Origin of the sequence: Caproicibacter sp. (assembly GCF_046707225.1) — a bacterium.
GTDB lineage: Bacteria > Bacillota > Clostridia > Oscillospirales > Acutalibacteraceae > Caproicibacter.
This window is the reverse complement of sequence record NZ_JBJKOP010000032.1, coordinates 137,512-159,628: the sequence shown is the minus strand read 5'-3', so window position 1 is coordinate 159,628 and position 22,117 is coordinate 137,512. Positions and strand designations below refer to the sequence as shown.

Below are 22,117 nucleotides of genomic sequence, written 5' to 3'. Positions count from 1 at the left end.
ACATGATAAGCAGGGCCCGGGAAAAAGCGACGAAAAAATATTTGAAGAAATTAGACGATATCATATTCCGCGTAAAAAAAGGCCGTAAGGCGGAAATCAAAGCTCACGCGGATTCTCTCGGAATGAGCTTGAACGCCTATATGAACTACCTGATTGACCAGGATATGGGGCCTTCCAAATAGCTTGATGCCATAATATCCGTGATTTTGCAAAAAAACGTTTTCTGCCTGCCCGGCAGAAGCCAAGACAGGCCTGTCATTACCGAATGGTATTGACAGGCTGTTTTTTTACGCCGGGTAATTGAAAGCCGTAACACTTTCAGCTGAAGAACCATAGATTAGCCTAGTGAAACAATTTCAACGACCGCTATCTATAAAAATATATGGGAGGTAAATCCATAATGAACCGAAAAGAGATTCCGCTGAACCAGCTGCCAGTCGGGGCAAAGGCCAGCGTGACTTCGCTTCTTTCAGACGGCACCACCAGGCGCCGGATGCTGGACCTTGGCGTAATTGACGGCACACAGATAGAATCACTCTATCAAAGCCCTTCGGGGAATCCGGTCGCGTATTTGATTCGCGGCGCCGTAATTGCTTTAAGGTCGGACGTTTCCGCTAAAATCATGGTAAACGCCTGACAGACAGGGTAAATCCGCCAGAATCAGGCAGATTGGGGATTAGGTTTCCTTTTTTGCCGGCTCCCCCGGATTTGCCCTGTTTTCAGGTTGGAATCCATATATCGAAGCAGGAGGGAAATCCTATGGGCTTATCCGGAGCGTCTACCGGAGCGGGTGTGTTAAGCTGCTGCGACGGCTTGCTGCAAATAGAAAAAGAAACCGAGCTGGATCAGGTCGTTGCACTCGCGGGAAATCCAAACGTGGGGAAAAGCACGGTCTTTAACAATCTGACAGGAATGAACCAACATACGGGAAACTGGCCCGGCAAAACAGTAGCAAACGCGCAGGGAACCTACCGGTATCAGGGCAGGAATTACATTTTGGTGGATATTCCGGGAACCTATTCCCTGATGGCCAACTCCGAAGAGGAAGAAATCGCCCGCGATTTCATCTGCTTTGGCAACCCGGACGCAACTGTTGTTGTCGCGGACGCAACCTGTCTGGAACGGAATCTGAATCTCGTTCTTCAGACAATGGAGATTTCCGGACGTGTGATTCTATGCGTTAATCTTCTGGATGAAGCAAGAAAGAAAAAAATCCGCATTGATTTGAAGCTGCTTTCGCAGAAGCTCGGGATCCCCGTAGTGGGAACAAGCGCCCGTAGCGGAAAAGGGCTGAACAATTTGATGGAAACCGTCATGCGGCTGACCCGATCGGACCAAAAAACGAATCCCTTTCCAATCACCTACGACGAGGCGGTTGAGAACGCCATTGAACTTCTCCGGCCCGCCGTCGATCATGTGCTCGGCGGAAAGCTGAACGGCCGCTGGGTCTCCCTTAAGCTTTTGGACGGAGATGAAAGCCTGTTAAAGTCACTGAAAAACTATCTTGGCTATGACCTTCTCTCTTTTCAAGATGTTGTGGAAAGTCTGGAACGCGCCCGTTCCCTTCTGGCCGAAAATTCGATCACCGGGGACCTGTTCCGCGACCGGGTCGTGACCAGAATCATACAAAACTGCGAGGACATCTGCCGCGGCGTAATCGTATGCGACAAGGAAAAATACGCGGAGCGCGACAGGAAGATCGACCGGATTTTAACCTCCCGGGCAACCGGTATCCCCATCATGCTGCTTTTGCTTCTGCTGATCTTCTGGCTGACAATTACGGGGGCAAACTATCCGTCCGAGCTGATCGCGGCCGGGCTTTTCTGGGTAGAAGACCGGCTGACGGACTTTTTTACCCTGATCTCGGCTCCGGCCTGGGTCAAGGGGATTCTGGTTGACGGAATGTACCGCACGCTTGCATGGGTGGTGTCCGTCATGCTGCCGCCGATGGCGATTTTCTTTCCTCTATTCACTCTGTTGGAGGATCTCGGCTATCTGCCGCGCGTCGCTTTTAATCTGGATGATTTTTTCAGGAAGGCGCATGCGCACGGTAAGCAGGCCTTAACCATGTGCATGGGGTTCGGCTGCAACGCGTGCGGCGTCATCGGCTGCCGGATCATCGACTCCCCGCGCGAACGGCTGATTGCCATTCTAACCAACAACTTCGTTCCGTGCAACGGCAGGTTTCCCACACTGATCGCCGTTATCACCATGTTTTTTGCGGCGGCGGTGTCCGGTCCGTTCCAGTCCGCCGTTTCCGCTCTGACTTTAACCATAGTTATTGTTTTTGGAGTCTTCATGACCATGATAATCTCCAAAATTCTTTCCAAAACGATTCTAAAAGGGATGCCGTCCTCCTTTAATCTGGAGCTTCCTCCTTACCGTCGTCCGCAGATTGGCCGTGTGATCGTGCGTTCCATTTTCGACCGGACACTGTTTGTATTGCAACGCGCAGTCGTTGTGGCGGCTCCAGCCGGGCTGGTAATCTGGCTTCTGGCCAACATTCATGTCGGCGGCATCAGCCTTCTGGCCCATTGCGCAGGCTTTCTCGACCCCTTCGGCCGTCTGATCGGGATGGACGGATATATACTGATGGCGTTTATTCTCGGCTTCCCCGCAAATGAAATCGTCGTGCCCATCATCATTATGAGCTATATGGCCACGGGGGCCTTGACGGACTACGAAAGTCTGGCTCAGCTGCATACTTTATTTGTCAGCCACGGCTGGACTTGGCTGACGGCCGTCTGCGTCATGCTCTTTTCCCTGATGCACTGGCCCTGCGGAACGACCTGTCTTACCATCCATAAGGAAACTCAAAGCATGAAATGGACTCTGCTTTCTTTCGTAATTCCGACTGTAACGGGGATTGCCGTCTGTTTTCTGGTTGCGAACTCGGTCCGATTGCTTGGGCTGGCTTAAAACCTTCAATTTCCAAGAAAATGTCATTACTCCGGAGCGCCTTGCGAAAAAGTCGGCCAGACTGCAACGGGAAATGGAATAGTAAATCATTACGCAGCCCAAAACGGTCCCCGAACTGGTTGTTCGGGGACCGTTTTATGCGCCGGAAAATCCAACCGTTTAGTGTACAAGTCCGAAGTACAGCAGAACAACGATTCCCAAAACAATTCGGTAGTAGCCAAACGGTTTAAAATCGTGCTTTTTAATGTATCCCATCAGGAAGCGGATTGCAAAAACGGATACCAGAAAAGCCGTAGCCATGCCAAGAAGCAATACCCCGGCCTCCATTGGGGTATAGGCGAACCCGAATTTTAACATCTTCAGCAAACTTGCCCCGAACATGATGGGGATTGCCAGAAAGAACGTAAACTCCGCAGCGATTTCCCGCGAAGTTCCGATTAAAATGGCGCCCAGGATGGTCGCGCCGGACCGGGACGTTCCGGGAATCAGCGCCAGAACCTGAAAAATGCCGATGATGAAAGCGGTGCGGTAGCTCAGGGACGAAAAGTTCCGGATGGAAGGAGTTCTTCCGCGATTCCGGTTTTCCACCAGAATAAAAAACACTCCGTACAAAATCAATGTTATCGCTACGGTTTTATAATTGTAGAAGAGCGCGTTGATCGGGTCATCAAATAATACCCCGATGATTCCGGCCGGAACACAGGCGCACAGGACTTTCATCCACAGGGAGACGGTTTCCCTTTTCTGAACGGCCGATTTTCGTCCGGAAAAGGGATTCAGCTTATGAAAATATAAAACAATGACAGCCAGTATCGCCCCGAACTGAATGACGACAAGGAACATTTCCATAAATTTAGCGGACAAATCCATTTTGATCCATTCTTCGGCCAGAATCATATGCCCGGTGCTGCTAATCGGCAGCCATTCGGTCAAGCCTTCGATGATACCGAACAGAATCGCTCTGATAAGATCCATTTTCTTCTCCTACTTTAATCGATATTTTTATTTATACAGTGAAACGATTTTCCCGGAGAATACGCTTCAGGCCCCGGCAGCCCAGAGCCTTATTATAGTTTGTCCGCAGATAATTTGCAACAGGTTCCGGCTCTCTGCTAATAACATTCTTCCACTATTTTCATGGATTGATTGACAACTGTTTTTTATAAGATTATAATGAATACAATAATGAGCATATGACCATAATACAAGATCAGAGTTGAGGCTTCGGCGTAGCGGCCCAAATACTGGTTGAAATGTTTGTGTCGGAATCGACGGAAACTAATGACGGCAGAGCGAAAGGAGATCGCAAATGAAACTTGCGGTACCATCAGAAGGAAAACAACTGGACAGCCCCGTAAACCGGTCGTTCGGCAGAACCCCCTATTTTATTGTCGCGGATACGGAAACCGGAGGCTTTGAGATAATTGACAACGAAGCCGCGGCGGCTCAGGGCGGCGCCGGCATCAAAGCGGCCCAGGCGATCGTTGACAGCGGCGCCGGAGCGGTGGCGACGTTTCACTGCGGGGAAAACGCCGCGGAGGTTCTAAACGCCGCAGGAATCCAGCTTTGGAAAGCGGTTCCCGGGACGGTCGCCGATATGGCGGAAGCATGGAAAAACGGGACTTTGGCAGAGTTGAGCGAAATTCACGCCGGATACCACGGCGGTCAGGGCTGAGGGCGGAGAAATGCAGATTGCGGTGTTAAGCGGCAAAGGCGGAACCGGAAAAACATTTCTTTCCGTCAACCTTGCCGCAGCGGCGGGAGATGCCGCTTACGTCGATTGCGACGTGGAAGAGCCCAACGGCTTTTTGTTTTTAAAGCCTGAAATTGAAAAAACGGAATTCGTTGAAGTTGCCGTGCCGGAAATCGACGAAAGCGTCTGTGACGGCTGCCGGAGCTGCGTCAGGTTCTGCCGTTTCAACGCGCTTGCCTTTCTCAAAGGAAAACCACGCGTTTTTCCGGAGCTCTGCCATTCCTGCGGCGGATGTTCCCTGCTCTGCCCCAAAGGGGCAATCCGGGAACGAAAGCGCGCGGTCGGTGTGATTGAACGCGGGAAAGCCGGAGGAATCACCTTTCTTTCCGGAACCCTCAACAGCGGCGAAGCGACCGGCGTACCGATTATCCGGCAAATGCTTCGTGAAATTCCCGCAGCCCCGGTCACCGTCATTGACTGCCCGCCCGGAAGCTCCTGCTCCGTGATGGAAAGTATCAAGGGCGCCGATTTCTGTCTTCTGGTAACGGAGCCGACGCTGTTCGGCCTTGAAAACCTGAAACTCGTCCTGCAGCTTGCGCGGACATTTCACAAACCCTGCGCGATCGTCGTAAACAAGGATACGGATTCCTCAAAAATGATGGACGCGACAGCGCTTGAGTTTCAAATTCCCATTTTCGCGCGCATTCCCTATGACGCGGAACTTGCCCGGGCGTCAGCGCAGGGAAATCTTGCCGCCGGCCGCGAAACCTTCCGCCCGATCTTTCTGAATCTTTTGGAAACAATAAAAGGATCGGAGGAAAAGGAAGCATGAAGCAGCTTGTTGTACTGAGCGGGAAAGGCGGAACCGGCAAAACAACGGTTGCGTCTTCCCTGATCCGGCTGTGCGGCAGCAAAGTCTTCGCGGACTGCGATGTGGAGGCCCCAAATCTGCATCAGATTTTTACAGGAAAGGAACAGCCGCAGGAAAAGCCGTATTTCGGGTTAAAAAAAGCCGTGCTGAACACGGAAGCCTGTATCGGCTGCGGCCGGTGCGAGGACTCCTGCCGGTTCAGCGCCATTGCAAACGGCTCCGTCAACCCATATGAATGCGAAGGCTGCGGCGTGTGCGAGGCGGTCTGCCCCTCCCGCGACGGCGACGGGCGGCCCGCGATCCGGCTGGAAGACCGGACATCCGGAAAAACCATGCTGTTCCACACGAAGGCCGGACCGTTTTCAACGGCACAGCTTCAAATCGGAAGCGGTGCATCCGGGCGCCTGGTTTCGGAAGTACGCGCAAACCTTTACGGAGCCGCGTCCAAAGAGCCGCTGGCCATTCTGGACGGTTCCCCGGGCATTGGCTGCCCCGTGGTTGCGTCCATTACCGGAACCGATCTGGTTCTGCTTGTTGCGGAACCTTCCCTGTCCGGCTTTCACGATATGCAAAGGGTTGTTGAAACCGCACGGCGGTTTGGTACCAAAGCAGCCGCGTGCATCAACAAATACGATGTCTGCACTGAAATTTCACAAAAAATCGAATCGTTTTGCAAACGGGAACAAATCCCTCTGGTGGGGAAAATCCCATTTGACCAGGCTGTCACAAAAGCCGTCAATTCCGGAAGAACCGTGGTTGACGATCCCGGCAGTGAGGCAGGGAAAGCGATTCGGCAGATTTGGGAGCAAGTTTATCCTATGTTAATGAATGAAAATATTGAAAAAGGAGTATGATCATGATGAAAATTGCGGTTGCATGCGACGGCAAAAACGTTTCCGAACATTTCGGGCACTGCGAGGGGTTTGAATTGTTTACCGTGGAAGGCGGCAAGATCACCGAGCGTAAATTCAACCAGAACCCGGGCCATAAACCGGGATTTCTTCCCAATTACCTCAGCGACCTGGGCGTCTCCGCCATTATTACGGGCGGCATCGGCGGCGGAGCAATCGATATTTTTAACGAAAAAAATATCGAAGTGATTTCCGGCGCGGCGGGAGATTCGGGAGAAGCGGTGGAAAAATACCTTAAGGGAGAACTGAAATCCGCCGGCAGCGTCTGCCACGAGCACGAATTTGAAAGCACCTGCGGGGAGCATCACCAGCATTGACCGGCAGCTCTGTATGCGCGCGGGAGTCTGTGCTTGCGGCGAACGTCCGTATAAAAAGCGATTTTTCTGCGATTCATTGAAGGTCTTGAAACGGCGGGTATGTTTATCCGCCGTTTTTTTCGCCATACTAACTGTGGCGTTTGATTTCAGGCGCCGCAGGAGGGATTATATTGTTTAAACATGAAAAGCAGCTGTTAAAAGAAGTCCGCGTCGACGGACCCAACCTAAATTACGCCAACATGATGCAGGAGCAGTTTGGCGGCCCACAGGGTGAACTGAAGGCTGCACTGCAGTATATTTCTCAGAGCTTTCGCATCAAAGACCCCGCGATCAAGGATCTTTTCTTTGATATCGGTTCGGAAGAGCTGGGGCACATGGAAATGGTCGGCACTCTGGTCAACCTGCTCAACGGCCATAATCTGGACGCGCAGAACACAACTGTGGGGTCGGTGGAAGCTTCAACCATGTCTGGCCTGACTCCAATGCTGACAAACGCTTCCGGCTACCCGTTTAACGCCGCGTGGATCAACGAAACCGGGGACCTGGCCGCAGATATTCTATCCGACATTGCTTCGGAGCAAAGAGCAAAGGTCGTCTATGAATATCTGTACCGTCAGATTACGGATACCGGCGTAAGAGAAGCCATCGATTTTCTGCTCAACCGGGAAGAAGCGCACAACACCCTGTTCCGCGAGGCTTTCAACAAATTGGAGGAAACCGGTTCGCTGGCCGATTGGGGCGTGACGTCTGACTCCAAAAAGTATTTTGACCTGTCGACCCCCGGCAAATATTTCGACACTAACAACCTGCAGAATCCCAAACCCCCGAAATTCAACATTCCGAACCAGACAAATCAGCAGGGCCAGGGTATGGTACACTAAAAAAATTCACAGAAGGCACGACTTCGGACAGATTTGTCCGGGCCGTGCCTTTATCAATCCGTAATCAGAATATAATCTCCGTTTTTGAGCTGCACCACATTCGCACGCAGCGCAAGGCCCAGATCCCTGACAAGCTCTTTCTGCTTCTCCGGGTCCTTCACCAGCAGCGTCAGGGGATCGCCGCCGAGAACCCTGTTTTCGTCGGCAGTGATATAGGCCAGTATTTCAATTTGCTGTTTCACGGTTAGCCCCCTTTAACGATTCGGCCGACTTTTCTGCTGTTCTCAAGAACAGGAGTATGCGCGACCGCATAGTGCAGTAAATTCTGGTCATTGATCATGGGTACAAACGCAATAATGATCATACCGGTTTCGCTTAAAAAATTCCTTCTGGTGTATTTGTATCTTCTGACTCCCAGCGCCTTGACCGCTTCAAAAAGGATCGCCTGCCTCTGCCCGTAATTTTCCAGGGTCAGCCGGCTGACCGGCCTTTTGGGTTCGATTACGACGGCAAGGCCTTCTTTCGTAAAAAGCTCTCTGCTTTTGTCGGCCCCAAGCGTATTGGTCACAAAGATTCCGTCGACAAAAAGCTCCGAGCCTTTTACCTCAATCTTCCCGTCGCGGATATTGCAGATATCCCCGATGGTTTTGCCCTTTGTAAACCGATAGAGCAAAGCAATGACAACCACTCCCGTGATGACCCCGCAGGGGACCAAAACCACCAGGGACTTGGAATTGCTGAGTTTCATTGCCAGCACCGAAATCAAAGAAGTAACCATGGCAATATAATTTCTGGATTCGAACGTTTTAGATATTCCGTCGATATAAGCGTCCCCGCGCTGCGTGTATTCGGTATGCTCCAACCGGCCCAGGCTTTCGCCCTCCGCCTTGCGGGTTTCACGAAACTGCTGAACGGCGACCGTCAGAAAAGTAATGGAAACAAAGTCGCCGGACAGGATTGCCGGAATGGCGATTGCCCCCAAGCTGGACGCGATAAATCCCATGACGATATTATTAAAATAAGCGCACGGGTAGGTTGGAATCTGCCTGTAATCCACCTTCAGCGTGGCAATGCGGGCGGAAACACCCATGATGATTCCAATCACGATCATATAGATATCAGGCTCTTTCAAAGCCTTTTCCATCGAATCTCTCCCTTCATTTCGTATTTTTAACAACTGATTGCAAATAATACGAGAGATACGAAAGAAAAGGGTGATTTCTATGGCAAAAACCGGAATCGGAACAACCGTCATTCGAAAAGAAGCATGGGATAAAGTCACTGGTAACGCAAAGTATACCGACGACGAAAATCCGGCGGGAGTTTTGACCGCCCGAATGGTCACCAGCACCTTCGCACACGCAAAAATCACAAAAATTGATTACTCGCAGGCGCTTCTGCAAAAAGGCGTGAAAGCGGTGATTACCGGAAAGGATTATCCGGTTTTAAGCGGAGGGCTGGTGGAGGACCGCCCTCCTTTGGCGAACGGAAAAGTCCGCTATTACGGCGAACCGGTCGCTCTTGTGGTTGCCGATTCGGAATTCGACGCCGCGAGGGCCGTCACGTTTGTGAAGGTGGAATATGAACCGCTGGCGGTCGTCAATTCCCTGTCGCAGGCTCTTGCAAGCGGCGCGCCGCTGGTCCATGAACATCAGGAAAACTATAAACACATTGTCAAGGATCTTTATCCGCAGCCGGGAACCAATATCTGCGACAGCAAAAAAATCCGGAAAGGAAACGTCAACCAGGCTTTTTCAGAATGCGACGTGACGGTCGAAGCGCATTACAGCCTTCCCCAGTCGGACCACATCGCCATGGAAACCCGGACCGCCCGCGCAAGAATCGCGCCCGACGGAACCGTATTTGTCAAATCCGCCTCCCAGGCCCCGTTCGGAATTGAAAAGGAGCTCAGCACCGTTTTTAATCTAGAACAGGGGAAAGTGATTGTGGAGGTTCCGTTCGTCGGCGGCGGGTTCGGGGGGAAAGCGCCGATTCAGCTGGAGCTGCTTGCCTATATGGCCTCGAAAGCGGTGTGCGGCCGCGAGGTCGACATTCGGAATTCAAGGGAACAGGATATCGCGTCCTCCCCCTGCAAGCTGGGGCTGGACGCGACGCTGAGGCTGGGCGCGACGAAAGACGGAATGATCAAAGCCGCGCAGATGACCTATCTGGTGGACGCCGGCGCTTACGCCGACATGGGGCCGAGACTCAGCAAGGCAATGGCGGTCGACTGCACGGGACCTTACAGCATTGAAAACGTCTCCTGCGACGCGGTCTGCGTTTACACCAACCACCCTTACGCCACCTCGTTTCGCGGCTTCGGACACGCCTCTTACACCTTCTGCGTGGAGCGAACGCTTGACAAGCTGGCAAAAAAGCTGCAGATGGACCCGCTGGAACTGCGAAAGAAAAACGGACTTGCCCCGGGAAACCTGACCCCCACGCAGGTTCCGTTAACCGCCAGCAATCTGGGGAGTCTCGGCCCGTGCATCGAAAAGCTCAAGCCGCTGATCAACTGGGGAGAAGGCCAAAGAATTGAGCTGGGCAACCATAAAATCCGGGCCAAGGGAATTAGCTGCTTCTGGAAAACCTCCGATTCTCCCCCGGGCGCTGTCTCCGGTATTATCCTGACATTTAACAAAGACGGCAGTCTGAACGTGAACTGCGGTTGCGTGGAATACGGGCCGAGCATGAAAACCACGGTCGCGCAGCTTTTATCCGAAAAGCTGAAAATGGACATTGACCGCATTCATGTGAATATGGACGTCAACACAAAGTACAGCCCGACGCACTGGAAAACCGTTGCGAGCATGACGACCTTTATGCAGGGGCGGGCCGCCATGCGCGCCGCGGAGGATGTCTGCCGCCAGCTGACCAGCCTTGCCGCGGCCGTGCTTCGGTGCCCGCCGGAAGATCTGGAAGTGGGAGGCGAACGGGTCTACGTCCGCCATGAACCGTCCAATTTCATTCACTTCAAGGACCTGGTCCATGGATACCAGTACCAGAACGGCAACGCGGTGGAGGGGCAGATCATCGGCCGGGGAAGCTTCATCATGGGAGACCTGAATCTGCTGGACAAGGAGACGGGCAAAGGAAAAGCCGGGCCTTGGTGGACCGTGGGGGCTCAGGGCGTGGAAGTGGAATTCGACACCGAGGAATACACCTATCGGCTGGTCAAGGCCGCTACCGTAATCGACGCCGGAAAGGTCCTGAACCCAAAGATGTGCGAGGCTCTGCTAAAGGGCGGCATGTGTATGGGCCTGGGCCTTGGAACGCGCGAGAATTTTTCATACAGCGCCAAGGGCGAGGTACTGGATACCAGTCTGCGCACCTACAAGGTGATGCATTTCGGCGAGACGCCGCAGTATCTGGTTGATTTTGTGGAGACACCTCTTGAAAATTCCCCTTACGGCGCGCGCGGACTGGCCGAACACGGGATTATCGGGATTCCGGCGGCGCTTGCCAACGCGCTTTCCGTTGCCTCCGGCGCGGAACTGGACGAACTGCCCCTGGTGCCGGAAACAATCTGGAGAATTAAGACGGGAGGCAAAGCGTGATTCCTTTTGACTTTGAATACGACCGCCCCGACACCATCGAAGAGGCGCTGACGGTTTTCAGGCAGCTCGACGCGGAACGGAAAAACCCGATGTTTTTCGGCGGCGGAACAGAAATCATCAGCATGGCGCGCATGGGCAACGTAAAAACCGGGGCCGTCGTCGACCTGAAAGCAATTCCGGAATGCCGTGTGTTCGAATACGACAAGGACCGTCTTCTCATCGGCTCCGCGCTGACGCTCTCCGACCTTGTGGAGGCGAAACGCTTCCCCCTGCTGGATCATACGGCCGGGCGCATCGCGGACCACACCATGCAGTGCAAGATCACCTTCGGAGGAAACCTTGCTTCCACAATCATTTACCGAGAAACCGTTCTTCCCCTTCTGCTGACCGACGCCGTTGTCACCGTGGCAACACAGGACGGACTTCGGGATTATAAAATCACACAGATTTTCCGCGAACGTCTTCAGCTACCCCGCGGGGAATTTCTTGTGAGGGCATCAATTGAAAAGCGCTGGCTGTCCGCGCCCTATATTCATGTAAAAAAGACAAAGAATGAAAAGGTCGACTATCCTTTGCTGACGGTTGCCTGCCTGAAGGCGGACGATCAAATCCGGATGGCGTTCAGCGGTCTGCTGCCCCACCCGTTTCGCAATTTGCATTGGGAAAGCCTGATGAACGACAAAAGCCTGAGCTTTCCCGAACGGGCCGAGCAGATTTCCGCTCTGGCGGCTCCGCATCTTGTGAACAATCTGGACGGTTCTGCCGAGTTTCGCAAATTCGTCTTAAACAACACGCTGATTAATGTACTGCAGACGTTAAAGGGGGCGTAACATGTTCCGCATCAAAGAAAAAAGCATCCTTCACCTGAATGTGAACGGAGAAGACCGTGAAGTCGTCGCACGTCCCTCCGATATCCTTCTCGACACGCTGCGCAATCAGCTTGCCCTGACCGGAGCAAAGCCCGGCTGCGAGAACGGCGACTGCGGGGCCTGCACGGTCATTGTGGACGGATGGCCGATCAAATCCTGTTTGATGCTGACGGCGGAGGCCGTCGGAAAAAAAATCACGACGGTGGAGGGGCTGAAAAACGCGCCGATCCAAAAGGCGTTCATCGAAAAATTCGCATTTCAGTGCGGATACTGTACGTCCGGATTCTTAATGGCCTGCCATGCGCTGGCGCAAAAGCATCCGAACCCGCCGGACTTCGTCATCGACGAATGGCTGCAAAGCAACATCTGCCGCTGTACCAGCTATGAAGAAATCGGCGAAGCGATCCGTGTGGTTCTGTCTCAAAAACAATAACCCGATCAAATACCCATGAAAAGGAGAATCTATTATGGCATTAATCAGCAACCCGTTTACAGCAAACGTTCCGAAAACCATGAACGCGGAAGAGGTGATCCAGTCCCTGAGGGAAGATATTATCAACGAGTACGAGGCAATTATCGGATATGAAGCGCATGTTGAAGCGACCACGGACGAGCGGGTGAAAAAAGTTCTTTCCGGCATCGCCGAAGAAGAAAAAGGACACATCGGCCAGTTGGAACAGCTGATTTATCTTTTGAAGCCCAACGACCAGGGCGCGGTTGACAAAGGGAAACAGATCGTGCAAAACAAACAGAACAATAACTTTCAATAAAAGGTTCCGTTCGATCCAATCGAAAAGAACTCCCGCCATAGCCGAGATATGGCGGGAGTTTTCTATGCGGCATATCATGTGAGCACGTTCTCATTACATTTTTACGACATCCGTAATTGTTATATTCGCCAGGCTTCTGTCGTTTTTCAGGTCCAGATAAACCGGGTCGGAAGCGTTTTTACCCAAAACCTTAACCTTGGGCCGCAGGCAGCAGTCCTCAAAGTTCTCAACAACAATCGCGGTCCGGCCGTCGCTCAACTGCACGCAGGTTCCAAGCGGATATGCCGCGACTTTCCTGGTAAACAGGGAAACAAGCTCAGGGTCGAACAGCGTTCCGGCGCCGCCCATTAAAAATTCCATCACCTCCGACGGCATCATGGCCGGTCTGTAAGGGCGGTCCGAGGTCATGGCATCAAAGACGTCAGCGATTGAAATAATACGGCTGAATTGACTAATCTCTTTCCCGGCAAGACCCGACGGATAACCGCTCCCGTCGTTTCGCTCGTGATGCTGCAAAATCCCAATTAAGCCGGATACAGGCAGATCCAGATTGCTGTTGACAAGATACTCGTACCCCAACGCGGGATGCTTTTTGACCTCCTCGTACTCGTCCCGAGTCAACGAAGACCGTTTATCAATGATTTCTTTGTCGATAAACACCTTGCCGATGTCATGAAGCAATGCTCCCAACCCGAGTTTGAAGAGGCTTGTGGAATTCATGTTGAGCGCCGTCCCCATTACAATGGCAAGCACCCCGACATTGACGGAATGATAGTAGGTATAATCGTCGTATGATTTTAAATCGATCATATTGACGATGATGTTTCTGTTTTCAATAATCTCTTCCACGATGCTGTGAACAATTGCTTTCGCATTTTCCGCCATGGCCCGGCTGATCCCGGTATTCACGCTTTGGGCGTAAATTTCTTTGACCGCCTTCGCGGCCGAATTTCTCAGTTCATCGTCAATCACGGCTTTGATTTCGATCTCTTCCGAAAGCTGGTCGACGATATAAACGCCCTGAAAGCCGTTTTTGGCTATGTGCAAAATGTATGAATGCTTCAGCGGCTGACCCTTCTGCAGCAAAAGGCTGCCATCGTAAGCATATAAACTTTTCGCAAGCACCATGCCTTCACGCAGACAAAGTGTCGGGACATATCTCATAAGTTTTGCCTCCGATGACAAGTATTGTTATCTATTATAATTTTCTTTCGGCCTTCTTTCAACCGTGAAACGCAAATAAGACCAAAAAATACCGGATTAACAGTTTTTATTTGGAACCGGAGAATCCGATTCCCAGTAAAGTGCATGAATACGGAATTGCTATTTTATTTTGCATTGTGTTATAATATTGCCATAAAACGACAGATAGAGTGGGTGTACCATGGACTTATATCAGAATATTGAAAAATACTATTCCGACTTGACATCCAAGCAAAAGGAAATTGCCGATTATATGCTTTCCAATCCGGAAGATATTTGCTATATCACGCTCAAAAACTTAAGCGAGCACCTCTCGGTATCGGAATTAACCATTCTGCGCATGTGCAAAAAACTTGGGTTTCAAAATTATGTTGAGCTGAAAAACGCCTTTCGCGTGCACACCCAAAAGCTGGTCAAAAATTCTTCCAGTTCCAATTTTTTTGTTTTGGACATGCCAGTTTGCAAGGAAAACGAAAAGGAAGGCCTGCTTCATCAAATCCGCGACAACGACTGTGAGAAAAGTCTCAGCTTTTATCATACGATCAACGATAAGGATATTTTTGCGGCCGCGGATCGAATTCTGAAAGCACGGAATATTTTCATCTGTTTTCACGGCGTTTCCAAAATACTGGCGGATAATTTTTATCTGCATCTCTCGCACCTGAGCATCGGCTGTTCTTATATTCATCCGGAAGACATGGACAACGTGCAGGCAAATCTTATCCGTATGAAGCGCGGTGATCTGTTAATTGCAATCGCTTTCCCAAAATATTACACCTTGATTCAAAGCATCACAAAATACGCCGAGCAAAGCGGCGCCGATATTATTACGATTACCGACAGCCCCACATCGCCCATCATCACAAAAAGAAGCCTGAATTTCTTCTGCAACACCTCGACCAAGCTCTTCTACAACTCTTTGTCTTTGCCGGTCGCGCTGATTAATTTGATCGCCTCCTGCATCGTAATAGAAATGGGAGAAAAATACGATGATCTGGTCACAAGAGCATATAATGTCGTAAATTTTTTAGAAGAAAACAAATCAGAATAGCTTTTTTCGGCAACCTAACAAAAAGCCGTAAACCGATGAAAGATCGATTTACGGCTTTTTGATTTCAGATTCAAAAACGCTCTATTCCTGGTAAAACGCCCGCACCGCACGGTCGGTCATCAGGAGGTCAAGTTTAGAGACCACCTCAAACGGAGCATGCATGGAAAGAACCGGCACACCGATGTCGATGACGTCTACGTTGAGCGCCGCAATAAATTTTGCAACAGTTCCGCTGCCGCCCGCGTCGACTTTTCCGTTTTCCCCCATCTGCCACAATACATGGTTTTGTTCAAACATACCTCGCAGTTGGGCGACATATTCGGCTGAGGCTTCGCTTGTTTTACTCTTTCCTCTTCCGCCGGTATATTTCTCGATTCCGACCCCGCCGTTCAAATAACAGGAATTGCTCGGCTCGAATACCTCCGAAAAATTCGGATCGTAAGCCGCGGCCACGTCGGCGGAAAGGCATTGGGATCCAGCCAGCACATGGCGTGCGGAAAGTCCCTCCGCCTGTGCCAGATCCTCGATAAAGTCCGTCAGAAAATGAGAATTCAGCCCCGTATTCCCCACGCTTCCGATTTCTTCCCGGTCCGCTAAGACCGTAACGACCGTCTTGTTCGGGATTTCAGTGTTCAACGTGGCCATCAGCGCCGGATAGGCGCAGACGCGGTCATCCTGCGCGTACGCGCCGATCATGCTGCGGTCAAAGCCGATATCCACCGCAGGGAACGCGGGGACAAACTCAAGGTCCGCGGAAACAAAGTCCTCTTCCGTGATCCCATACTTTTCGTTCAGGAGTTTCATCACGTTCAGCCGAACCCGGTTTCCTTCCGGAGAGGGTTCTTCCGGGAAAATCGGACGGCTGCCGTTGATCAGATTCAGTTTCTCCCCTTCAATCCCCTTCTCCATGGTTTTTGTCATCTGTTCATCGGCAAGATGAGGCAGTAGATCCGTGACGCAGAAGCGGGGCTCTCCTTCTTCTTCTCCGACCCTGATATCAATGGCCGTCCCGTCTTTGCGGACAATACGGCCGTGCATGGAAAGTGGAATCGCCGTCCACTGGTACTTTTTAATCCCGCCGTAATAGTGCGTCTTAAAAAAAGACAGCCCGTCTTTTTCAAACAACGGGTGGGGCTTCAGGTCAAGGCGGGGCGAATCGATATGAGCCGCCGTAATGCGCACGCCGTTTTGGCAGCCGTCCCGGCCGATGACTGCCATGAGCAGCGCTTTTCCGCGGTTATTCAGATACACACGGTCACCGGGCGCATATTTTTTATCGGGCTGAAAAGCGGAAAATCCAGCTTTTTCGGCCAAATTGACCGCATAAACGACCGCCTCCCGCTCCGTCTTCACGGTGTTCATAAACACCTTATAACCTTCGGCGTACTCATACGCCTCGTTCCAAAGCTCGTCCGAAATCCGCGGGCTTTTGCCGCTCCTCAGAAGTTTTTCAGACAGTTTTTTGACATCCGCCTCATCATTATTGTTTGGCATCTGACGACGCTCCTTTCTCCGCACAGGGTTGCTCTTCCGTCAAGGGATAATGGCAGGCGACAAAACGCCCCGGCAAGACCTCCCTGAGCGCGGGAACCTCCGTTTTGCACTTCTGTTTGCAGCGTGTGCATCTGGGGTGAAAGACACACCCCGACGGAATATCGACCGGACTCGGCGGCTCGCCGGTAATCGCGTATTCCCTGGTTTTAACCAGCGGATTTAATCCGGGCGTCGCCTTGATCAGAACATCCGTGTAAGGATGAAGGGGCTGTCGAAAAATCTGTTCCGTCCCGCCCTGCTCCACAACCGACCCCAAATACATCACGACGATTCTGTGGGTAATATAGCGAACCACATGAAGGTCGTGGGAAATAAACAGAATCGTCAGGTTCAGCGAGCGCTGAAGTTCGCCCAGAAGGTTGATGATCTGCGCCTGAATGGAAACGTCCAGCGCGGAAACCGGTTCATCCGCAATCATAAATTCCGGATTCAGAGACAGCGCCCGCGCGATTCCGACTCTCTGCCGCTGGCCGCCTGAAAATTCTCCCGGAAAACGATTTGCGGCCTCCGAGCCAAGTCCGCACATGTCAAGCAGCTCTTTCACCCGTTCCGGAATCTGCTGTTTCGGAACAACATGGTGAACGGAAAGCATTTCGGACAATATTTCGGAGACCGTCATTCTGGGATTCAGGGAAGAATAGGGATCCTGAAAGACCATCTGCATGGCCGGACGAATTTTCCTCAATTCTTCTCCCCGCAGACCGGTAATGTCGGTTCCATTAAGCAGAATCTTCCCCTTCGTCGGCTCGTACAGACGAAGGATCGTTCTTGCCAGAGTGCTTTTTCCGCACCCGGACTCTCCCACAAGACCCAGATTTTCACCGCGGTAAATCTGGATGGAAACGTCGTTGACCGCCTTCACATACTTTTGCGGTTTCCCGGAAATGCGGTCTGCAATTCCGTATTTCTGGGCAAACCATTTACTCAGATTCCGGGTTTCAAGCACCTTTTGGGCCGTTTGATCATTCAATTCCCGCGTCATTTCAGTATTTTCTCCCCCTTTGCTTCCGGGACTGAAATAATCCCGCTGAAATTTGTTTCGTCCTTTTTCAGGTGGCAGCGGCTCATGTGACCCGGCTCGACCTCTACCAGCGGGGGCAATTCTTTTTTACAGATGTCACGGCAATATTTGCAGCGCGGGGCAAAAGGGCAGCCCTGCGGAAGATTCCCCAGATCAGGGGGAGAACCGAGAATCGGTTCCAAGCGGCTTCCCCGCTTGCTCTGGTCCGGGAGCGACAACATCAGCGCGTAGGTGTAGGGGTGACGCGGCTTTGCAAACAGTGTGACCGTATCGGTCATCTCCATCACCATACCGGCATACATGACGGCCACACGGTCGCACATCTGTGCGACAACGCCCAGATCATGCGTTACCAGAATCACGCTCATATCCAGCTCCTGTTTTAACCGGTTCAGCAGCTTCATAATCTGGTCCTGAATGGTAACGTCGAGCGCCGTGGTCGGTTCGTCCGCAATCAGCAGCTTCGGGTTAGAGCCGAGTGCAATGGCAATCATCGCCCGCTGGCGCATTCCGCCGCTGAACTGATGAATGTACTCGTCCAGGCGTGTCTCCGGCATCGGAATCCCAACCAGTTTCAGCAATTCCACGGCGCGGTCGTTCTTTTCCTGCTTTGAAAGGTTCAATCCTTCAAAGGACTCGTAAATCTGCTTCCGAATTTTCAGCACGGGGTTTAAAGAAGTCATCGGCTCCTGAAAAATGATGCTGATCTCTTTTCCCCTGATTTTCCGCAGTTCACGGGCTTTCATTTTGACAAGATCCTGCCCGCGGTACAAAACCTCGCCGCCGACAATCTTGCCGGGTTTTTTAATCAGCCGCAGCACGGACCGGCAGGTCTGGCTTTTTCCGCAGCCGGATTCCCCCACAAGCCCGAACGTTTCGCCCTTGCGCACGGAAAAGCTGACCCCGTCAACCGACTTTACCACGCCGTCCTGCGTATAAAAATAGGTCTTTAAATTTCTGACTTCCAGTAAATTCTCCATCGCCGTCACCTTCCTTTTGTCCGCAGAAAATCGGCCAGGCCGTCCCCTAACAGGCTGAATCCGATTCCGGTGACCGCCATGACAAGTCCCGGGAAAAGAGTAATCCACCAGGCGATATTGATATACCCGCGGCCCTCGTTCATAATGGCGCCCCATTCCGGAGTCGGGGGCTGAATGCCAAGGCCGATAAAGCTCAGGCTTGCGCCCGTCAGCATGTTCAGCACGATGTCGGAAGTTGCGAAAACAACCGCCGCGTTAATCACGTTCGGCAGCAGGTGGCGCAGGAGGATTCTGCTGTTTTTAAAGCCAGCGATTTTAACCGCCTGAATGTACTCCGCATTTTTCAGCACGAGAACATCGCCGCGAACCAGCTTTGCATAAGAAATCCAGCCGACGACCCAAAGAGCGATGTAAACATTGATCATCCCCTGACCGAGCACGGTCATAATCGCGATGACAAGCACGATAAACGGAAACGCCATCAAAATATCGATGACGCGCATCAGGATATTGTCCAGAGTTCCGCTGAAATAACCGGAAAGAAGGCCGAGAATGCAGCCGACGACAAAGGGAATGACGGTGCCGAGCACGCCGAGCAGCAGGTCGATCCGCGTTCCCCAAACAACCCGCGAAAAAACATCGCGTCCGTAATTGTCCGTGCCAAACAGATGCGCGCCGGAAGGGCCCTGCAAAACGGCGAGAGCGTTCACCTCAAGAGGGTCGTGGGAAGTAAAAAGCTGCGGAAAAAGAGCGACGACCACCGCAAACAACACGATGACCGCTCCGGTGAGGAAGGACAGATTTCTCAGCCAGGCGGGCCGCTTTGTGAAACGCCGTTCTTTGATCTTGGATTTTAACATTTTGCGGTCCTCCTTTTAAAATTCCACCCGTGGGTCAAGAAATGAATACAGGATATCGGTCAGCAGATTGATGATCAGTACAAGAAGAGCAAAAAGGAAAACCAATGTCTGAACCAGCGAGTAGTCGCGCGAGAAAATCGCTTCCGTCGTGAGCGCGCCGATTCCGGGCAGGGAAAAGACGGTCTCGATAATGACGCTGCCGCCAAGCATATAGGCCATCCGCATGGACAGAAGGGTCACGGTCGAAATCATGGCGTTGCGCAGAATATGGTTGTTCTTCACTTCGCCCTCCGGAATCCCCTTGCTTCGGGCAAAATCAACATAATCCAGAAGATTGATTTCAACCACGGAGTTGCGGATATTTCGAATCAGCAGTGCGGAAGTCATTAACGACTGTGTGATTCCCGGCAGAATCAAGCATTTCAGCTGATCGGGCAGTGTGGCGCCCCAGCCGCCGACGGGCAGTACGCGGAACCAAAGCCCAAAAACAATCATCAGCAAAAGCCCGACCCAAAACGACGGCATCGCGATCGCCGCAAGCGCGGTCGTACGGATCACATGGTCACCCAGCCTGTCCTTGTGCATCCCCGCAAAATAACCGAGCGGAAAACTGACAATGAGTGAAAAAAGTGTGGATACCAGCGTCAGCAACAGCGTCACGCCGGTACGCTCCTTCAGCAGGTCAATCACCGGCCGTTGATATTTCAGCGAATCCCCAAGATTCAATGTGAGAATTCCCTTGAGATAAATCCAGTACTGCTCCAGCAGCGATTTGTTCAAACCAAGCTTTTCGTGCATGGCCGCCACTTCCGCGTTGGTTGCCTTCTCGCCCAGCACCAAACGGGCCGGGTCGCCCGGAATAAAGCGCAGCATGAGAAAGATGAGAATGGAGACCACAAACAGAACGGGAATAATCTGCAGAATGCGCTTGATGATATAATTTAATCGATTCATAGTATGGCACCTTTTTATAAAGGACCGGGAAGTCTTAGGCGCTTCCCGGTCCTTCACAAATTCTTTTCACAAACTTATTTCGCTTTTCGCCTTCCAAATGGGTTTTAAAGCACTGAACTATTTCGTTTTCTGAATGTCTTTGAGCCTCATAACACTGAACGGGCTTACTTCGAGGTTCTGAATCTTATTGGATGTTGCGTACACAAAATCGTTCCTAAACAGCGGGATCACGTTCGCGTTGTCGGAAATCTTCTGCTGAATCTCTTTGTACATGGTAAGCCGCTTGGTTTCGTCCATCTCTTTGCTGGCCTGCGCGTTCAGATCATCCAGCGCCTGGTCCTTCAAGCCCGTATACCACGCATGGCTCTGGTCATAATCCGCAATCCAGCCGGAAACCTCGGACGGGTCCATAATGTCGTCCACCCACTGCAATACCGTGGCCTGGTGCTGCAGGCTTTGGAACTTATTGCTCAGCGCCGCCTTTTCCAGCAGCTCAATATTGACGGTAATGCCGGCTTTTTCCCATTCGGACTTAAGCAGAGTCGCAATCTGCTGGTAAACCTGAGACCCGGAGCTGACGCTGATGGTCAGTGTCACGCCGTTCGGGAACCCGGCCTCTTTCAGCAGCTCTTTTGCTTTTTCGGGGTCGTAATTTGTCACTTTAAGGTCGGAATTAAACCACTTGCCCTGGGACTCGGAAAGGACGGAGGCAACCGGCTGGCCGTACTTTGTTGCAACCAGATTAGCAATTTCCTGCTTGTTGGTCGCATAAAGGATTGCCTGTCTCACTTTCAGATTATCGAGCGGTTTTTTTGTTGTGTTCAGAATCAAGTAGCGGATCTGCGTGGATTTGAAGGTTTGTACCTTCAGGTTCTGATCTTTCTGAATGGTTTCGACCTGAGAATACGGTACGTCGCCCACAACGTCGAGCTGTCCGGACTGAAGCTGCATCAGCCGGGTGTTGTCGTCCGGAATCACCGTGAATTTCAGGGTTGATGTTTTGGGGTAGCCGGACTCCGCGTAGTTCGGATTTTTGACCAGAGTCAGCGTACTGCCCTTGACCCATTCCTTCAGCATGTACGGGCCGGTTCCCAGGGGCTTCTGCGCGTACTGGGTCCCGCCGACTTTGTCGTAATAGGCTTTGCAGCCCACCACCATGTTGAAGTTGCACAGGTCCGCCAGGAACGGGGCCCACTGGTACTTCAGGGTAATGGTAACGGTCTTTTCATCCGCCTTCACGTCTCTAATTTCATCCGCGATAAAACGGTATTCGGAGGTGTCGCAGTCGCGCGCCCTGGTCAGCGACCAGACCCAGTCCTTCGGCTTTACGGGTGTTCCGTCTGAAAACTTGATTCCCGGCTTCAGGTTGAAGGTGTAAGTCAGGCCGTCGTCGCTGATTTTCCAATCCTTCGCCAGGTCCGGTTCAATCGACTTGCTGTCCGCGCTGGTCGTAACCAGGCCCTGATAAATCTGCTGCATCACGGTTGCTTCCGTGGGGCCGATGGACGACTGGTCCGGGTCGAGATACGCCGGGTCGCCGGCGAGACCGATGTTGACGGTGTCCTCATACTCCGTTGCCGCGGACGAACTGCCCGCCGCCGCGCCGGACGAAGCGGATTGCCCCGAGCAGCCGGATAAGCCGACGATACTGCAGGCCGCAAGAATCAGCGCGATTTTTCCTGTGAACTTCTTTTTCATAATACGCC

General features: G+C 52.0%; 23 protein-coding genes. 13 read left to right on the top strand and 10 right to left on the bottom strand.

Annotated elements, in window-relative coordinates; genetic code table 11:
• Positions 1-2 precede the first annotated feature (2 nt).
• From ACLQ3M_RS06920 to feoB, 3 genes are all read left to right on the top strand, one after another.
• Positions 3-182, top strand: a complete 180-nt coding sequence (locus ACLQ3M_RS06920) for a hypothetical protein (protein ID WP_411676964.1) — start codon at positions 3-5, stop codon at positions 180-182.
• A 218-nt stretch (positions 183-400) separates the two neighbouring features.
• The gene (locus tag ACLQ3M_RS06915; RefSeq protein WP_411676963.1) at positions 401-637 is read left to right on the top strand and encodes a FeoA family protein; all 237 of its coding nucleotides are present in this window, start codon (positions 401-403) and stop codon (positions 635-637) included.
• Positions 638-759: 122 nt separating this feature from the next.
• The gene (feoB, locus tag ACLQ3M_RS06910) at positions 760-2,919 is read left to right on the top strand and encodes a ferrous iron transport protein B (protein WP_411676962.1); all 2,160 of its coding nucleotides are present in this window, start codon (positions 760-762) and stop codon (positions 2,917-2,919) included.
• A 159-nt stretch (positions 2,920-3,078) separates the two neighbouring features.
• On the opposite strand, the gene ACLQ3M_RS06905 is transcribed toward feoB, so the two are convergent.
• Complete coding sequence (locus ACLQ3M_RS06905) at positions 3,079-3,894, bottom strand: undecaprenyl-diphosphate phosphatase (RefSeq protein WP_411676961.1); 816 nt, start codon at positions 3,892-3,894, stop codon at positions 3,079-3,081.
• Between the two features lie 334 nt (positions 3,895-4,228).
• Between ACLQ3M_RS06905 and ACLQ3M_RS06900 the strand changes: the two genes are divergently transcribed.
• The 5 genes from ACLQ3M_RS06900 to ACLQ3M_RS06880 all read left to right on the top strand — a co-directional run bounded on the left by ACLQ3M_RS06900 (position 4,229) and on the right by ACLQ3M_RS06880 (position 7,592).
• Positions 4,229-4,594 carry a NifB/NifX family molybdenum-iron cluster-binding protein gene (locus ACLQ3M_RS06900; RefSeq protein ID WP_411676959.1) on the top strand — a complete coding sequence of 122 codons (366 nt, stop codon included), beginning with the start codon at positions 4,229-4,231 and terminating at the stop codon, positions 4,592-4,594.
• Between the two features lie 10 nt (positions 4,595-4,604).
• On the top strand, positions 4,605-5,444 hold the full coding sequence (locus ACLQ3M_RS06895; RefSeq protein ID WP_411676958.1) for an ATP-binding protein: 840 nt from the start codon (positions 4,605-4,607) through the stop codon (positions 5,442-5,444).
• The gene (locus tag ACLQ3M_RS06890; protein WP_411676957.1) at positions 5,441-6,337 is read left to right on the top strand and encodes a 4Fe-4S binding protein; all 897 of its coding nucleotides are present in this window, start codon (positions 5,441-5,443) and stop codon (positions 6,335-6,337) included. The genes ACLQ3M_RS06895 and ACLQ3M_RS06890 overlap by 4 nt, the downstream gene beginning before the upstream one ends.
• A gap of 2 nt (positions 6,338-6,339) precedes the next feature.
• Positions 6,340-6,711 carry a NifB/NifX family molybdenum-iron cluster-binding protein gene (locus tag ACLQ3M_RS06885; protein WP_411676956.1) on the top strand — a complete coding sequence of 124 codons (372 nt, stop codon included), beginning with the start codon at positions 6,340-6,342 and terminating at the stop codon, positions 6,709-6,711.
• A gap of 170 nt (positions 6,712-6,881) precedes the next feature.
• Complete coding sequence (locus ACLQ3M_RS06880) at positions 6,882-7,592, top strand: manganese catalase family protein (RefSeq protein WP_411676955.1); 711 nt, start codon at positions 6,882-6,884, stop codon at positions 7,590-7,592.
• 53 nt (positions 7,593-7,645) lie between these two features.
• On the opposite strand, the gene ACLQ3M_RS06875 is transcribed toward ACLQ3M_RS06880, so the two are convergent.
• Together ACLQ3M_RS06875 and ACLQ3M_RS06870 are read right to left on the bottom strand one after the other, a co-directional pair.
• Positions 7,646-7,834 carry a capping complex subunit for YIEGIA gene (locus ACLQ3M_RS06875; protein WP_411676954.1) on the bottom strand — a complete coding sequence of 63 codons (189 nt, stop codon included), beginning with the start codon at positions 7,832-7,834 and terminating at the stop codon, positions 7,646-7,648.
• 2 nt (positions 7,835-7,836) lie between these two features.
• Complete coding sequence (locus ACLQ3M_RS06870) at positions 7,837-8,736, bottom strand: YIEGIA domain-containing protein (RefSeq protein WP_411676953.1); 900 nt, start codon at positions 8,734-8,736, stop codon at positions 7,837-7,839.
• Between the two features lie 79 nt (positions 8,737-8,815).
• Between ACLQ3M_RS06870 and ACLQ3M_RS06865 the strand changes: the two genes are divergently transcribed.
• From ACLQ3M_RS06865 to ACLQ3M_RS06850, 4 genes are read left to right on the top strand one after another with little or no spacing between them, the layout of a single operon-like run.
• Positions 8,816-11,149, top strand: coding sequence for a xanthine dehydrogenase family protein molybdopterin-binding subunit (locus ACLQ3M_RS06865; protein ID WP_411676952.1), 2,334 nt, complete (start codon positions 8,816-8,818; stop codon positions 11,147-11,149).
• A complete protein-coding gene (locus ACLQ3M_RS06860; RefSeq protein WP_411676951.1) occupies positions 11,146-11,979 on the top strand; it encodes an FAD binding domain-containing protein in 834 nt (277 codons plus the stop codon). The genes ACLQ3M_RS06865 and ACLQ3M_RS06860 overlap by 4 nt, the downstream gene beginning before the upstream one ends.
• 1 nt (position 11,980) lies before the next feature.
• Positions 11,981-12,451: a (2Fe-2S)-binding protein gene (locus tag ACLQ3M_RS06855; protein WP_411676950.1), complete on the top strand. Its 471-nt coding sequence runs from the start codon at positions 11,981-11,983 to the stop codon at positions 12,449-12,451.
• A 34-nt stretch (positions 12,452-12,485) separates the two neighbouring features.
• On the top strand, positions 12,486-12,788 hold the full coding sequence (locus tag ACLQ3M_RS06850; protein ID WP_411676949.1) for a rubrerythrin family protein: 303 nt from the start codon (positions 12,486-12,488) through the stop codon (positions 12,786-12,788).
• 93 nt (positions 12,789-12,881) lie between these two features.
• Here the strand turns inward: ACLQ3M_RS06850 and ACLQ3M_RS06845 are convergent, their stop codons facing one another.
• Positions 12,882-13,952: an HD-GYP domain-containing protein gene (locus ACLQ3M_RS06845; RefSeq protein ID WP_411676948.1), complete on the bottom strand. Its 1,071-nt coding sequence runs from the start codon at positions 13,950-13,952 to the stop codon at positions 12,882-12,884.
• Between the two features lie 220 nt (positions 13,953-14,172).
• Here ACLQ3M_RS06845 and ACLQ3M_RS06840 point away from each other — a divergent pair, with 220 nt between their 5' ends.
• Entirely contained in the window at positions 14,173-15,042 is an 870-nt protein-coding gene (locus ACLQ3M_RS06840; RefSeq protein WP_411676947.1) for a MurR/RpiR family transcriptional regulator, read from the top strand.
• Positions 15,043-15,123: 81 nt separating this feature from the next.
• Here ACLQ3M_RS06840 and ACLQ3M_RS06835 read toward each other — a convergent pair whose 3' ends face one another.
• The 6 genes from ACLQ3M_RS06835 to ACLQ3M_RS06810 form a co-directional block, all read right to left on the bottom strand.
• Entirely contained in the window at positions 15,124-16,536 is a 1,413-nt protein-coding gene (locus ACLQ3M_RS06835; protein ID WP_411676946.1) for an aminopeptidase, read from the bottom strand.
• The gene (locus ACLQ3M_RS06830) at positions 16,523-17,578 is read right to left on the bottom strand and encodes an ABC transporter ATP-binding protein (protein ID WP_411676945.1); all 1,056 of its coding nucleotides are present in this window, start codon (positions 17,576-17,578) and stop codon (positions 16,523-16,525) included. The genes ACLQ3M_RS06835 and ACLQ3M_RS06830 overlap by 14 nt, the downstream gene beginning before the upstream one ends.
• On the bottom strand, positions 17,575-18,597 hold the full coding sequence (locus tag ACLQ3M_RS06825) for an ABC transporter ATP-binding protein (protein WP_411676944.1): 1,023 nt from the start codon (positions 18,595-18,597) through the stop codon (positions 17,575-17,577). Before ACLQ3M_RS06825 ends, ACLQ3M_RS06830 begins: the two co-directional genes overlap by 4 nt.
• A gap of 5 nt (positions 18,598-18,602) precedes the next feature.
• On the bottom strand, positions 18,603-19,457 hold the full coding sequence (locus tag ACLQ3M_RS06820) for an ABC transporter permease (protein WP_411676943.1): 855 nt from the start codon (positions 19,455-19,457) through the stop codon (positions 18,603-18,605).
• Between the two features lie 15 nt (positions 19,458-19,472).
• Entirely contained in the window at positions 19,473-20,411 is a 939-nt protein-coding gene (locus ACLQ3M_RS06815) for an ABC transporter permease (protein WP_411676942.1), read from the bottom strand.
• A 117-nt stretch (positions 20,412-20,528) separates the two neighbouring features.
• Entirely contained in the window at positions 20,529-22,109 is a 1,581-nt protein-coding gene (locus ACLQ3M_RS06810; protein ID WP_411676941.1) for an ABC transporter substrate-binding protein, read from the bottom strand.
• Between the last annotated feature and the right edge of the window lie 8 nt (positions 22,110-22,117).